At 68.2% G+C, this 13,748-nt stretch carries 12 protein-coding genes and 1 tRNA gene; 5 read left to right on the forward strand and 8 right to left on the reverse strand.

Features of this window, described 5'->3' with window-relative positions; translation table 11 throughout:
- Window positions 1-35: 35 nt before the first annotated feature.
- Window positions 36-521, reverse strand: coding sequence for a RidA family protein (locus tag QZV84_RS07850; RefSeq protein ID WP_292827881.1), 486 nt, complete (start codon window positions 519-521; stop codon window positions 36-38).
- Complete coding sequence (locus QZV84_RS07855) at window positions 518-739, reverse strand: hypothetical protein (protein WP_292827884.1); 222 nt, start codon at window positions 737-739, stop codon at window positions 518-520. The genes QZV84_RS07850 and QZV84_RS07855 overlap by 4 nt, the downstream gene beginning before the upstream one ends.
- A gap of 97 nt (window positions 740-836) precedes the next feature.
- Between QZV84_RS07855 and QZV84_RS07860 the strand changes: the two genes are divergently transcribed.
- The 5 genes from QZV84_RS07860 (at window position 837) to QZV84_RS07880 (ending at window position 7,385) form a co-directional block, all read left to right on the forward strand.
- Window positions 837-3,524, forward strand: coding sequence for a transglycosylase domain-containing protein (locus QZV84_RS07860; protein ID WP_292827887.1), 2,688 nt, complete (start codon window positions 837-839; stop codon window positions 3,522-3,524).
- Complete coding sequence (locus tag QZV84_RS07865; protein WP_292827914.1) at window positions 3,524-4,462, forward strand: metallophosphoesterase; 939 nt, start codon at window positions 3,524-3,526, stop codon at window positions 4,460-4,462. Before QZV84_RS07860 ends, QZV84_RS07865 begins: the two co-directional genes overlap by 1 nt.
- Window positions 4,463-4,576: 114 nt before the next feature.
- A complete protein-coding gene (locus QZV84_RS07870) occupies window positions 4,577-6,415 on the forward strand; it encodes a hypothetical protein (protein WP_292827890.1) in 1,839 nt (612 codons plus the stop codon).
- A gap of 55 nt (window positions 6,416-6,470) precedes the next feature.
- Window positions 6,471-6,544, forward strand: a tRNA-Pro gene (locus QZV84_RS07875).
- Window positions 6,545-6,617: 73 nt separating this feature from the next.
- Entirely contained in the window at window positions 6,618-7,385 is a 768-nt protein-coding gene (locus QZV84_RS07880; protein WP_292827893.1) for an HAD-IIB family hydrolase, read from the forward strand.
- A 9-nt stretch (window positions 7,386-7,394) separates the two neighbouring features.
- On the opposite strand, the gene galE is transcribed toward QZV84_RS07880, so the two are convergent.
- The 6 genes from galE to QZV84_RS07910 form a co-directional block, all read right to left on the reverse strand.
- Window positions 7,395-8,414, reverse strand: a complete 1,020-nt coding sequence (galE, locus tag QZV84_RS07885) for a UDP-glucose 4-epimerase GalE (protein WP_292827896.1) — start codon at window positions 8,412-8,414, stop codon at window positions 7,395-7,397.
- A 31-nt stretch (window positions 8,415-8,445) separates the two neighbouring features.
- Entirely contained in the window at window positions 8,446-9,105 is a 660-nt protein-coding gene (locus QZV84_RS07890) for a thymidine kinase (protein WP_292827899.1), read from the reverse strand.
- Window positions 9,106-9,126: 21 nt separating this feature from the next.
- Window positions 9,127-10,353, reverse strand: a complete 1,227-nt coding sequence (locus QZV84_RS07895) for a DUF2207 domain-containing protein (protein WP_292827902.1) — start codon at window positions 10,351-10,353, stop codon at window positions 9,127-9,129.
- Window positions 10,354-10,395: 42 nt separating this feature from the next.
- Window positions 10,396-11,868, reverse strand: coding sequence for a malate:quinone oxidoreductase (locus QZV84_RS07900; RefSeq protein WP_292827905.1), 1,473 nt, complete (start codon window positions 11,866-11,868; stop codon window positions 10,396-10,398).
- 112 nt (window positions 11,869-11,980) lie between these two features.
- Window positions 11,981-13,051 carry an aspartate-semialdehyde dehydrogenase gene (locus QZV84_RS07905; protein WP_292827908.1) on the reverse strand — a complete coding sequence of 357 codons (1,071 nt, stop codon included), beginning with the start codon at window positions 13,049-13,051 and terminating at the stop codon, window positions 11,981-11,983.
- Window positions 13,052-13,135: 84 nt separating this feature from the next.
- Window positions 13,136-13,720, reverse strand: coding sequence for a DM13 domain-containing protein (locus tag QZV84_RS07910; protein ID WP_292827911.1), 585 nt, complete (start codon window positions 13,718-13,720; stop codon window positions 13,136-13,138).
- Window positions 13,721-13,748: the final 28 nt, after the last annotated feature.

Raw genomic sequence — 13,748 nt, forward strand, 5'->3', positions numbered from 1 at the left:
CACGACCCTCGCCGACACAGCCGTCATGAGCGTGATCAGCGCGCAGGTGCGCTAGACGTGAAGCTGAAGATGACCTCGACCTCGACCGGGCTGTCGAGTGGGAGGACGGAAACGCCGACGGCCGAGCGTGCGTGACGCCCAGGCTCGCCGAAGATCTCGCCGAGCACCTCGCTCGCGCCGTTGACGACGCCGGGCTGGCCGCTGAATTCGGGAACGGATGCCACGAATCCGACGAGCTTGACGACGCCGGTGAGCCGGTCCACACCGCCGACCGCCGCGGCGGCTGCCGCGACGGCGTTCAGCGCGCACTGGCGCGCGTAGGCGTGCGCGTCGGCGGCGGGGACGAGCCCATGACCGTCGCCGACCTTTCCGGTCGCGGGGAGTGCGCCTGACACCATCGGCAGCTGTCCTGCCGTGAACACCAGGTCGCCGTGCGCCTTCGCCGGCACGTACGCGGCAACCGGCGGGACGACCGCCGGCAGGTCGATGCCGAGTTCGGCCAGCCGGGCGGAGACGCTCATGTCTGCGGCTCCTCGAACTGCTGCGCGGCCTGAGCTGCGGCATCCAGCCCCGCATTGGCGGAGCCTCCCCCGGAGGGACGCTTGAGGTACGCGACGAGGCCGCCCTCAGGGCCGGGCACGACCTGCACGAGCTCCCAGCCCTGCTTGCCCCAGTTGTTCAGAATTGCCGCTGTGTTGTGGATGAGCAGTGGAGTGGTGAGGTACTCCCACGTGGTCATGGAGTCTCCGAAATGTCGGGTGCGGGTGCGGGCGCAACGCTGTCAGAAGGCGCGCCCGTAAAGGGTTCGCCCAGGTAGCTCCCTTACGATCAAGCCTATGCCTGATAAGAAACGGACGGCTAGCGGTGTGTTCGGAGGCCTCCTCGGCTTGATCGGACTCAGTGCTGCTGCGGGTGTCTTGATCACCGCGACCGTCACCCCTGCGATCGCCCTCACAGGTGCCGCCGCGACGAGTGCGATCACGATGTTCGACAACCTGCCCAGCGTGCTCGACATCGACAAGCTCATGCTTCCGACGACGATCTACGCGAAGGATGCCAACACCGGCACGGATATCGAACTGGCCACGTTCTACGACCAGAATCGCGCACCGGTCAACTTCGACGAAGTCAATCCGGTCGTCTACGACGCCATCCTCTCCAGCGAGGACCCTCGCTTCTATCAGCACGGCGGCGTCGACCTCATCGGAACGTCGCGCGCGCTCCTGCAGAACGTTCAGGGCAGCGGAGAGACGCAGGGTGGATCCTCCATCAGCCAGCAGTACGTCAAGAACGTGCTCATCCAGCGCTGCGAGCGAGATGCGGTCGCCACGGACGAGTTGACCGAAGCCGAGGTGCTGGCCAATTGCTGGACCGAGGCGACGACCGCGAGCGGGAATGACGGCATCGAGCGCAAACTGCAGGAGATGCGATACGCGATCGCCCTGGAACAGAAGTATTCCAAGAACGACATTCTTCTGGGCTACCTCAACATCTCCAACTTCGGCGGCCGCACATACGGCATCGAGGCCGCGGCAAAGTACTACTTCGGCGTGTCCGCCAAAGATCTGTCCGTCTCGCAGGCGGCGACGCTGGCCGGCGTCGTGCAGAACCCGAACACGTACCGCATCGACCAGCCAAGCGGATCGATCTTCGACGGCGACGGAGTCGCCTACAACAAGGCTCCCGACGGACTGATCGACGACGTGCGGCCCGGGCAGCTCGCCGCGCTGGACACGCTGCTCTCGGACGGCACAATCACGCAGGAGCAGTACCTTGCTGCGGCCGATGGGTACACGTCCACCAAGGGCCGTCAGCTGTACGTCCTCAGCCGCATGTTCGACGACGGCAAGATCACGCGCGATCAGTACGTCGCTGCGGCCATCGAGCCCATCGCGCCCGTGATCACTCCCGCAACGACAGGCTGCACGACCGCAGGTGGTTCTGCGTACTTCTGCCAGTACGTGCGCGACATCATCGAGAACGATCCGGCGTTCGGGGCGCTGCCCGAAGAGCGGGAGAGGGCCCTCAAGCGCGGCGGCCTCAGCATCTACACGACGCTCGACCTCCGGGTTCAGCTGGCCGCCGAGGCCGCGATGGTCGAGAACGTGCCGTCATCCGTGGACTTCATGAAACTCGGGTCGACGATCGTGAGCATCGAGTCCACGAGCGGTCGCATCCTCGCCATCGCGCAGAACACGCAGTTCAGCGAAGACGCGGCGGCGGCGGCGGATCCGAACAAGAGCGCTCTCGTGTTCGCCGGTGACTCCACCTACGGATCTTCGGGTGGATTCAACCCCGGATCGACGTTCAAGCTGTTCACCCTCATCGACTGGCTCGAGAAGGGCCACTCTGTCAATGAGATCCTGAACGGTCAGGTTCGCGTCATCAAGCGCTTGACGAACTCGTGCGAGGGAGATTGGGTCAACACGGAGGGCACGCGGGTCGGTAACTTCGGCGGCGGCGGGGGCTACACCGGCACTCCGATGCAGTTCACCGCGCAGTCGCTGAACTCCGGCTTCTTCGCGATGGCCGAGCAGCTCGACCTGTGCGACATCGAGAAAGTCGCCACCAAGATGGGCGTGACCAACGCGAGAAGCGGCCAACCGGTCGACGTGGACACCCAGTTCTCCATCATCGGCTCGAGCAACGTCTCTCCGATCGCCATGGCAGGCGCCTACGCCACGGTCGCGAACAACGGCATCTACTGCCAGCCCAAGGCGATCGACCGGGTCGTCGACTCGGACGGGGTCGAAATGACGCCGCCCGCACGCGCGTGCACTCAGGTGATCGACCCGACGGTCGCCGCGACGGCTGCCTACGCCCTCGAGGGCGTCATGCAGCGCGGCGGGACCGGCTCGCAGGCCAACCCCTACGATGGGACTCCTCTGATCGGCAAGACCGGCACGCACGAGACCTACCACACCTGGATGATCGAGTCGAGCACGAAAGTGACGACCGCGGCCTGGGTCGGCAACTACGACGGTTTGAACGACGTCTTCGATCCTTTCGGCGGCCTGCGGTACATCCTCGCCCGGCAGACGCAGGAGGCGGCGAACGCCGCGTACGGCGGTGACGCGTTCCCCGAGCCGGACTCGAACCTGACCCGCGTGGTCCTGCGCGATCTGCCCAGCGTGATCGGCATGAGCGTAGACCAGGCCACCGCGACTCTCGATGCGGCCGGCTTCAGCGTGAACGTCGGAGATCCAGTCGATTCCGCCGAGGCCGCAGGCATCGTAGCGGCGCAGAACCCCGCCGCCGGTCGGGTGGGCGGCGGAACCGTCGTGACGATCAACCCCAGCAACGGGCAGGGCATCGCGGTGCCCGACGTCAACGGCAAGCAGCTCGACAAGGCGATCAGCGACTTGCGCGGCGCCGGCTTCGGAAACGTCCAGCCGGGCACCTGCACCGAAGACGAGGCCGCGGGAGTCCAGGGGAAGGCGACGGGGACCAGCCCCGGGGCCGGAACCGTCGTGAACCGCAATTCGGCCATCACGGTGAACTACAGCCGCATGAAGTGCACGTAGTGCAGAACCCGTACGCCAAGACCGCCCTCACGGCTCTCGGAGCCGTGGGGGCGGTCGGCGCGAGCGCCGCGATCTGGGGCATCGGCATCGAGCGCTACCTGTTCACGGTCCGTGAGCACGAGGTCCGCATCCTGCCGGACGGTTCCGCGCCAGTGCGCCTCCTGCACCTCTCTGACGCCCACATGGCGCCGTGGCAGCACCGCAAGCAGCGCTGGATGGCCGCGCTCGCGGAGAACTGGCAACCGGACCTCGTCGTGAACACCGGCGACAATCTGGGGCATGAGGACGGCCTGCGGGCTCTGCGTGCCGCCCTGGATCCGCTGCGCGGCATCCCGGGTGTCTTCGTCCACGGTTCGAACGACCACGCCGCCCCGACGCCGCGCAACCCGCTCCTGTACCTCACCGGTCCGTCCAAAGTGAAGGTCGCCGGCGAACCGCTGAACACCCAGGCTCTCGACGGCTATCTCACAGACGATCTCGGCTGGCTGAACCTCAACAACGCGGTCGGCTCGCTCGAACTGCCCGGTATGCGGATCGACGCGTTCGGAGTCAGCGACGCGCACCGAGGATGGGACGAGCTCGACATTCTTGCAGACCTCGTCGAGCAGCTCCAGGCCGATGTGGCTCCCGCGACGGCGACCCTGGGGGTCACGCACGCGCCCTACCGCCGCGTGCTCGACACGTTCATCGATCTCGGCGCCGACCTGATCCTCGGCGGCCACACGCACGGCGGTCAGGTGCGCATCCCCGGCTTCGGCGCCCTCGTCGCGAATTGCGACATCCCGCTGGATCAGGCCCGTGGGCTGAGCGAGTGGACGCATGCAGGCCGCACCGCGCCGCTGAACGTGAGTGCCGGCATCGGGCACTCGATCTACGCACCGGTCCGGTTCGCCTGCCGGCCCGAGGTCTCGCTCATCACCCTCCTCCCCCGCCTCTAGCGCAGGGCTCCTGCACAGAGCGTCACGTCCGGCCCGTCTCCACAAGTCACGGACGGCGGCTCGGAGCGGCGGCACGCGGCGGGCACGATCGAAGCGAATCCGATCGGAGAGCCCATGACCACGAACTTGCCCGCCCGCTCCGGATCCCGGCGAAATGCCCGGCTGCTGGCCGCCCTGCTCACGGCGCTGATCGTCACGTGCTGGAGTGCGGTGGTCGCCGCGCCACCTGTGCACGCGGCGACGGAGGGCACCGGCTTCGGCACGTGGGCTCCCATCTCGCCATACGGATGGCATGGGTCCATGCTGGTGGACGGGGTGCACACCTACTGCATCCTGCCCGGCGCGCCCGCGCCGACCGGTCGGAGCGTCGACCAGGGAGTGAGCGGCACGGCCGCAGGTCTGTCTGCGCAACAGCTCACCGGGATCAATCTGCTCGTCACGAAGTACGGACAGACCTCCGACCCAGCGCAGGCCGCGGCGGTGGGGTGGGCGGTGAAAGCGATCGCGAACTGGAACGAGACCCTGCATCACTTCGGGTATCGGGGCGATTCGCTGGCCGGCGCGATCCACTGGACGTTCTCGGCCCTCGCGCCCGCGCACAGCGCGGAGGTCCAGAGATTGGCCGTCGCCTACTACGACGAGGCCCGGGCGGTGCCGCCAGGTGCCGCCGGTGCGTCCGGCACACTCGTGTTCACGACGGATGCCGAAGGCCCGGCGCGCGGAAGCGTTCGAGTCGAGGCCTCGACGACCGCCGCGGCGGGCACGCTCACGCTCACGGGCGCGACCTTCGCCGCCACGGGAACACCGACGCTCGCAGACGCCGCGCCGGGCGTCGAGTACCCGATCATCACGACACCGCCCGAGGCCGGACGTCCCTACTCGGTCAGCGGTACCGGGCACTTCCGGCTCACCGCCGTGGCCGCCGTACGCCACTTCACCACTCCGGACGGTCAGGACACCGCCGGCCCGGCGGGCGATGTCGGCTTCGACGTGGCGGGGGCGGATGCCGTACCCCGGGTGCCCGTCTTCGCGCCCACCATCGCCACGCAGGTCCCGTCGGCCTACGTGAGCGGCGGTGGCTTCGTCGACGATGTCGTCTTCGGAGGAGCGATCCAGGACTGGCCGCGTGCGGCCGACGGCACCTACGTGTCCGTGACGGCGACCGCCGAGGTCTACCGCACCGACGCGAAGCCCGTGCTGAGCGATGGGGGCGTGCCCGAGGCTGCGGCATTGGTCGGGTCGCTGGGCGTCGCCACCGATCCCAGGACCGGCCCCACCGCCCCCTATCGGGTCACGTCGGTGTGGGAGCTCACCCGACCAGGCTTCTACACCGCGGTGTGGAGCATCCGCGCGGCCTCCCAGCCGGCAGACGTCGCGGCGGCCCTGCCGCCGGCGTACGTCTGGACCGAGCCCTTCGGCGAGCCTTCGCAGGTGAGCCTGTTCGCCGAGGTGTCGTCCCTCGCAGAGGCGACGGCTGAGGTCGGCGCCACGATGAGCGACAAGATCGTCGTGGCGGGCCCCCTCCCGCCCGGGGGCCTCACGGTCACGTCCTCGGTGCACCGCGCCGAGGACGGCGTGGAGCCGAGTGAAGCGTGCACCGAACAGTCGCACGTGTGGACCAGCGAGCCGCACGAGATGCTCGTGCCGGGAGACCACGTGGTTACGGCGCCGGCGGCGACCGAGCCCGGAACCTACTACTGGCAGGAACGCGCGGTCGACGCCGCGGGGACCCTCGTGCACCTCGGCGAATGCGGCGTCCCGCACGAGACGACGCTCGTGGTCGTTCCCGCTGCGGAGGATTCCCCGGCGCCATCCGCGCTGGCCGCCACGGGAGGGTCTGCACCTCGACCGAGAGCCATCGCCGGGTCGGCGATCGCGATGCTCACCGCCGGGGTGACCCTCGTCGGCCTCTCACGACGGCGCCGGTCGGCGCGTACGCGCCCGGCCCGGTGAGGCGACCGCGGATTCGGAGCATCGTTCGCTTCGGGGTAGACTCGTGTGGTTGCCACGGGGTGTGGCGCAGCTTGGTAGCGCGCGTCGTTCGGGACGACGAGGCCGCAGGTTCAAATCCTGTCACCCCGACAGCAGAGAGGCTCCGCCCGCTTCGACACGAGGTGCGGCGGGGCCTTTCGCGTCCCCACGACAGGAGCACTGAGTGACGACTCCACGCCTGGTCGCCTTCGACCTCGACGACACACTGGCACCGTCCAAGAGCGCGATCGACCCCCGCATCGGGGACCTCCTCATCGGCCTCGCAGAACGGGTGGAGGTCGCGATCATCTCCGGCGGCCAGCTCCAGCAGTTCCGGGCGCAGGTGGTCGACCGGCTTCCCGAGTCGTCGGACGAGGTTCTCTCGCACGTACACCTGCTGCCCACGTGCGGCACCCAGTACTACCGCATCCAAGGCGGCGGGATCGTCACCGTGTACGCGCATGTGCTCACCGATGACGAGAAGAGCCGCGCGATCGCCGCAGTGGAAGGCGAAGCGCGCCGTTTGGGACTCTGGGAAGCCGAGACGTGGGGTGACATCCTCGAAGACCGCGGTTCGCAGATCACGTTCTCCGCGCTCGGCCAGCGTGCGCCACTCGAGGCGAAGACCGCATGGGATCCGACCGGCGCGAAGAAGAGCTCTCTGCGCGAAGCGGTGGCTGCGCAGATCCCCGATCTCGAGGTGCGCTCGGGCGGGTCGACCTCGGTCGACATCACGCACAGCGGAATCGACAAGGCCTACGGCATGCGCCAGCTCGCCGAACAGACCGGCATCGCGCTGGAGGACATGCTGTTCGTCGGCGACCGCCTCGACCCGGACGGCAACGACTACCCGGTGCTCGCGATCGGCGTGCCGTGCCATGCCGTCACGGGCTGGCAGGACACCGCCGAGTACCTCAACGCTCTGCTGCCCACGCTGCCCTCTCGACGCTGACCGGCCGCCTCAGGCCGTCGCGTATCCGTCGGGGTTGTTCGACTGCCAGTTCCAGTAGTCGCGGCACGAGTCCTCGATCGTCAGCTGCGCCTTCCACCCGAGGACGCGGTCGGCCTTGGACGGGTCGCAGTATGTCGCGGCGACATCGCCCGGGCGGCGGGCGAGGATCTGCTGAGGCAGTTCGCGCCCCACCGCCTTCTCGAACGACTTGATGAGTTCCAGAACGCTGACGGGCTGACCGGTGCCCAGGTTGTAGACGACGAAGCCGGGCCTGGCCTGCTCGAGCGCCGTCACGTGTCCCTCGGCGAGGTCGACGACGTGGATGTAGTCGCGAAGCCCTGTGCCGTCAGGGGTGTCATAGTCGTCGCCGAAGACGCCGATCTGCTCGAGCTTGCCCACCGCGACGCGGGCGACGAACGGCATGAGATTGTTCGGGATGCCGGCCGGGTCCTCGCCGATGAGGCCGCTCGGGTGGGCGCCCACCGGGTTGAAATACCGCAGTACGGTGACGTTCAGTCCGGGGTTGACCCGTGCCACGTCGGCGAGCACGACCTCGTTGATCCGCTTGGACTTCGAGTATGCGTTGGACAGGTCGATGCTGGTGGTCGACTCTTCCGTGAAAGGGAGGTCAGCGGGATTGGAGTAAACGGTCCCGGTGCTGGAGAACACGAAAGAGCGGATGCGGTGCTTCAGACCGACGCGGAGGAGGGCGAAAGTCGTGTCGACGTTGTTCGAGTAGTACTCCAGCGGCTTCTGCGTCGACTCTCCGACTGCCTTGAAGGCAGCCAGGTGGATGATGGCGTCGATCGGACCGTAGTCGGCGAACACGCGTTCGAGGACCGCGTCGTCGGCGGCGTCCCCGACCACGAGCGGGGCACTCTTGCCGGTGATGGTCTCGACCCGTTCGGCAGCGATCGCACTGGTGCCGGAGAGGTCGTCCAGGAGCACGACCTCGTGGCCGGCATCCAGCAGAGACACCGCCGTGTGAGCGCCGATGTAGCCGGCGCCGCCAGCAAGAAGTACTCGCATGCTCCGAGCCTACCGACCCCGGCCGGCTGGCTCAGCGCCCGTCGAGGCGCCCGCCGGACTCCCGCAGGTAACACTCCGCGCACATCGATTCGTATGTGACGCGATCGGTCGTCAGCTCGTCGATCGCGACCTGGTCGCCGTCGAAGACGAAGCGGCCGCCGACCAGTCGCGCGTTGAAGATCGCCTTGCGCCCGCACCGGCAGATCGTCTTGAGCTCCTCGAGGCTGTGAGCCAGCTCCAGCAGCCGGCGGGAACCGGGGAACGCCTCGGTGCGGAAGTCGGTGCGGATGCCGTACGCCAGCACCGGGACCCCGTCCAGCGCCACGATCCTCAGCAGATCGTCGACCTGGGCCGGCGCGAGGAACTGCGCTTCGTCGATCAGCAGGCAGGCGACATCAACGGGCCGGCCGAAGGACGTCTGCTCGTCGAAGAGCGCGTCGGCGCCGGACTCCTGCACTCGCGCACGGTGCTCGGCGAACAGCGCCCGCAGGTCGGCATCCGGTGCAATGAGGAAGTCGACGGCGCGCGACATCCCCAGCCGGCTGGAGATCTTGTCGGACTCTTTGGTGTCGATCGCGGGCTTGGCCAGCAGCACGTGCTGACCGCGCTCCTCGTAGTTGTAGGCGGCCTGCAGAAGGGACGACGACTTGCCGGAATTCATCGCACCGTAGCGGAAGTACAGTTTGGCCACGTGCCGAGCGTAGTCGTCCGGTCACCGGCCGCCGAAACCTCCGCCTCCGCCGCCGCCGCCGGAGAATCCTCCGCCGGAGGACCCGCCGGATGATGACCAGCTCGAACTCGACGACGGGCTGCTCGACCAGCCCCCGCGGGTTACAGGCGTCGCGGCGAGGCGCCCGATCGACGAGGAGGCGTCCGAGAGCGACTGCGACGAGACCGCGTCGAACAGCGAGACGTGCGTCGTGGCGGCGGCGATCGGCGCGGAACTGCGGATCACGTCGACCCATTCGCGCTCCATCCCGAACAGCACGGCGTAAGGCAGCAGACGCTCGTAGACGTTGACGATGTCGGCGCCCGGCAGATTCGGCTCGTCGCCGAACGGAAGGATCCACTGCCACCACGGGTAGGGCGGGGCCGGGGGTGGGGTGGGGGCGGAGAATGTGCCCTGAGTGAAGCCGATCGCGACGGTGACGTTCTCATCCGGCCCCAGGTCGACATCGCCGGCGGTGAACGACACCGACCGGTCGGCGACCTCGCCGGCTCCGAGTCCCGCCGCCCAGACCGCCACCTCGGCCGGCCATGCGGTGGCCGTCGAGGGCTGGATCTCGCACGTGTCGGTCGATCCGTCCGGGCCGGAGTAGCAGAACACCCGGTCCGGCAGCAGTCCGGATGCGGCATCCCCCGCGACATGAACGTGCGCGGTCACCGCGCCGAACGGCTGCGGATGGTCGGTGCCGACGGTGTCCCAGTAGAACTCGTCGGCGTCGGTGTCCTCGAACCGGAGCACGACATCGCTCATCGTGTAGGAGATCAGGTAGGTCTGGGTGCCACGCACATAGGAGTCGTCACCGGTGAGCACGTAGATCCAGTCGTCGTCCTCCTCGGTCCACCACGGAATCGGCGCGCCCCCTGCGCCGGTCACGTTCACGATCTGGGTGTCGTGGGCGATTCCCGAATCGGCTTTGGGGATCCAGCGCACGATGCCCTTGTTCTGGTCGAAGCCGGGGAAGCGCGCGACGATCTTCTCGGTCGTGAACAGGTGACTCTTGCCGCCCCCGTCGCGGACCAGAAAGTAGTCGGCTTCGAACGTTTCGTAGGTGAAGTCCTGGACGGATGCCGCAACTCCCGCCGCGCGGGGGGCGAAGTGCACGCCCGTCGCGACGGCCGCCGAGGCCGGCGCGGCCGCCGCCAGCGCCGCGACCACGGCGACGACGATCAGCGCGATCGCGCGCCGCGACCGCCGTCCCCAGGCTCCCCGCATGCCCCTACATAGAGCAGGGCGCGGCGCGGTGGCGGGGCTCGGTCAGGCCGTCAGAGCCAGGGTGCCGGCCGTTTCGGCGAGGACCGCCTCGGCGTACTCGGGCCGCGGGTTCAGCTGTTCGCCGTAGCTCGGGATGAGCTCGCGCAGACGCGGCTCCCATTCGGCGATACGGTCCGGGAAGCACGTCTCGAGCAGGCCGAGCATGATCGACACGGCAGTCGATGCACCGGGCGATGCGCCGAGCAGACCGGCGATGGAGCCGTCGGCGCCGGTCACCACCTCCGTGCCGAACTGCAGGACGCCGCCCTTCTGGGGGTCCTTCTTCATGACCTGGGCGCGCTGACCGGCGTCGAGCAGCTCCCAGTCCTCGTCCCGTGCCGTCGGAACGAAGGTGCGGAGGCTGTCGACCTTCTTCTTGCGGTTCTTCAGCAGCTCGCCCACGAGATAGGCGAGCAGCGACGGGTTGTCGATCGCGACCTTCAGCATCACGAACACGTTGCTCGGGCGCACCTGCGCGAACAGGTCGAACATCGAACCGTGCTTGAGGAACTTCGGGCTGAACGTCGCGAACGGGCCGAACAGCAGCGATGCCTCGCCGTCCACGACTCGTGTGTCCAGGTGCGGGACCGACATCGGCGGTGCGCCGACCGACGCCTGCGAATAGACCTTGGCCTTGTGCTTGGCCACCAGAGCCGGGTTGCTCGTCTTGAGCCACTGCCCGCCGATCGGGAACACCCCGTATCCCTTGATCTCGGGGATGCCGGAGCGCTGCAGGAGCTTGATCGCCCAGCCGCCCGCGCCGACGAAGACGAAGCGGGCCTTCGTGCGGCCCGGAGTGCGGCCGATCGAGTTACGCCACTTCAGCAGCCAGGTGCCGTCGGCCTGGCGCTTGAGCCCCCGCACCTCGCGGTTCGTGACGACCTCGACCCCGCGCTCGCGCAGGTTGTCGAACAGCTGGTGCGTGAGTGCGCCGAAGTCGACGTCGGTTCCGGCCGGAACGCGCGTCGCCGCGAACGGCTCGCCCGCACGGCGCTTCTGCATGAGCAGCGGCGCCCACTGGTTGATGACGCGGGAGTCCTCACTGAACTGGATGCCGGAGAACAGGGGCTGGTCCTTGAGCGCTTCGTAGCGCGCCTTGAGAAACGCCACGTCCTTCTCGCCGCGCACGAACGTCATGTGCGGCGTGGAGTTGATGAAGCTCGACGGCGCGTCCAGGGCGCCCTCGTCGACGAGCGACGACCAGAACTGACGGCTCTGCTGGAACTGCTCATTGATGGCGATGGCCTTGGCGGGGTCGACGGTCCCGTCTGGCGCCTCGGGCGTGTAGTTCAGCTCGCACAGCGCCGCATGGCCGGTGCCGGCGTTGTTCCAGGCGTTCGAACTCTCCAGCCCGACATCGTGGAGTCGCTCATAGACGACGATCTTCCAGTCGGGCTGCAGTTCGGAGAGGAGGGTGCCGAGGGTGGCACTCATGATGCCGCCACCGATCAGCACGACATCGACGGTTTCTGTCACCGCACAAGTCTAGTTCTCGCCCGGAGCCGCACCCCCCGCCTGATGACTGCCCGGCCTGTCAAACTCCGTGGTTCTTACGCCGACGGCAAGTCGGCGCGCAGCGCGGTCCCGCTCAGGCGCTGACGCCCAGGCCTGCCGCGACCAGCTCCGCGATCTGCACCGCGTTCAGTGCCGCACCCTTGCGCAGGTTGTCGTTGCTGATGAACAGCACGAGACCCTTGCCGTCGGGCGCGGACTGGTCGGCGCGGATGCGGCCGACGAAGCTCGGGTCCTTGCCGGCGGCCTGCAGCGGCGTGGGAACCTCTTCGAGCAGCACACCCGGGGCGCTGGAGAGCACTTCGCGGGCACGCTGAGGCGTGATGTCGCGGACGAACTCGACGTTGATGCTGAGCGAGTGCCCGGTGAAGACCGGAACCCGCACACACGTGCCGGCAACGCGCAGATCGGGAAGCTCGAGGATTTTGCGGCTCTCGTTGCGAAGCTTCTTCTCCTCGTCGGTCTCGTTGTCCCCGTCGTCGACGAGATTGCCGGCGAAAGGGATCACGTCGAAGGCGATCGGGGCTATGTACTTCTCAGGCTGCGGGAAGTCGATCGCGGATCCGTCATGAACGAGGCGCAGTGTGTCGCCCTGCGCGAGCACACCCTCGACCTGGCCGAGCAGCTCCTCGGCGCCGGCGATGCCGGAGCCGCTGACAGCCTGGTAAGTGCTCACGATGAGACGTTCGAGCCCTGCTTCGGCATCCAGCACCTTGAGCACGGGCATCGCGGCCATCGTCGTGCAGTTCGGGTTGGCGATGATTCCCTTGTGCGCCTCGCGGATCGCGTGCGGATTGACCTCGCTGACCACGAGGGGGACGTCGGGGTCCATGCGCCAGGCGCTCGAGTTGTCGATCACGGTGGCACCAGCGGCGGCGAAGCGCGGCGCGTGCGCGCGGCTGCCGGTGGCGCCTGCGGAGAACAGCGCGATATCGATACCGGCCGGGTCAGCCGTCTCGACATCCTCGACGATCACGGTCTCACCCGCGAATTCGACGGCCGTGCCGGCCGAGCGCGCGGTCGCGAACAGGCGCAGCTCGCGGATCGGAAAGGCGCGGTCGGCGAGGATCTCGCGCATGACGGTGCCGACCTGGCCGGTGGCGCCGACCACGGCGACGGAGAGTCCGGAATCGGAGATGCGGGTCATGGCCTGTCGTCCTCGAATGTCGTGGGGGGGTGCACGCCAGATTCTACCGGGCGGCGGAAGGGCGGCGCACAGCGGCCGCCCGCGTTACGCCAGCGCCGCGGCGCCGAACGAGACGGCGAACTGCTTGCACCACAGGTCCACGGTGCGAAACACACCGAGATCGACGCCTGCCGGGATGTCGTACAGCTGGTCGCCGAGATTGCCCTTTATCGGGCCGAGATCGATGTGGTCATACCCGGCCGCCGTGAACCAGCCGTCGAATCCCTCGATGACGGGTCCGGCGCTCAGCCAGACGCGCACATCCGGTCCGTTCGTGGTCTCCAGGCCGACGATGGCGAGCTGGCGGTTGCCGTCCGCATTCTCGATAACCCGCACCGAGCCGGTGGTGGTGTGCTCATGGCTGACGAACACCCCGGTGAGCAAATCGACGGGCGCCGCAGGCGGTGCGGGCGAGATCTGCTCGGTCGGCTCGATAGTCGGCGTCTGCGGCGGCGCAGCCGTGGGGGCGGTCGTCGCGACGGGCGCGGGAATGTCGTCGTCGACTCGGACGTCGACGAACAGCAGCCAGGGCTGGAACACCAGTCCTGTGACGACCGCAGCGGACACCGCGATCGCGGCCCCGATCCCCCAGAACCAGCGCGCCCTGCTCGACAGCTTCGCTCTTGCCATCCGGTCCCCCTCCAGGTGCCGAGACTAG

This window comes from Microbacterium sp. (assembly GCF_011620715.1).
Lineage (GTDB): Bacteria > Actinomycetota > Actinomycetes > Actinomycetales > Microbacteriaceae > Microbacterium.

Coding starts and splice junctions, on each gene's coding strand:
- QZV84_RS07860 (WP_292827887.1), top strand. CDS start 837: ATGCCTGATAAGAAACGGACGGCTAGCGGTGTGTTCGGAGGCCTCCTC.
- QZV84_RS07855 (WP_292827884.1), bottom strand. CDS start 739: ATGACCACGTGGGAGTACCTCACCACTCCACTGCTCATCCACAACACA.
- QZV84_RS07910 (WP_292827911.1), bottom strand. CDS start 13,720: ATGGCAAGAGCGAAGCTGTCGAGCAGGGCGCGCTGGTTCTGGGGGATC.
- QZV84_RS07870 (WP_292827890.1), top strand. CDS start 4,577: ATGACCACGAACTTGCCCGCCCGCTCCGGATCCCGGCGAAATGCCCGG.
- QZV84_RS07895 (WP_292827902.1), bottom strand. CDS start 10,353: ATGCGGGGAGCCTGGGGACGGCGGTCGCGGCGCGCGATCGCGCTGATC.
- galE (WP_292827896.1), bottom strand. CDS start 8,414: ATGCGAGTACTTCTTGCTGGCGGCGCCGGCTACATCGGCGCTCACACG.
- QZV84_RS07905 (WP_292827908.1), bottom strand. CDS start 13,051: ATGACCCGCATCTCCGATTCCGGACTCTCCGTCGCCGTGGTCGGCGCC.
- QZV84_RS07850 (WP_292827881.1), bottom strand. CDS start 521: ATGAGCGTCTCCGCCCGGCTGGCCGAACTCGGCATCGACCTGCCGGCG.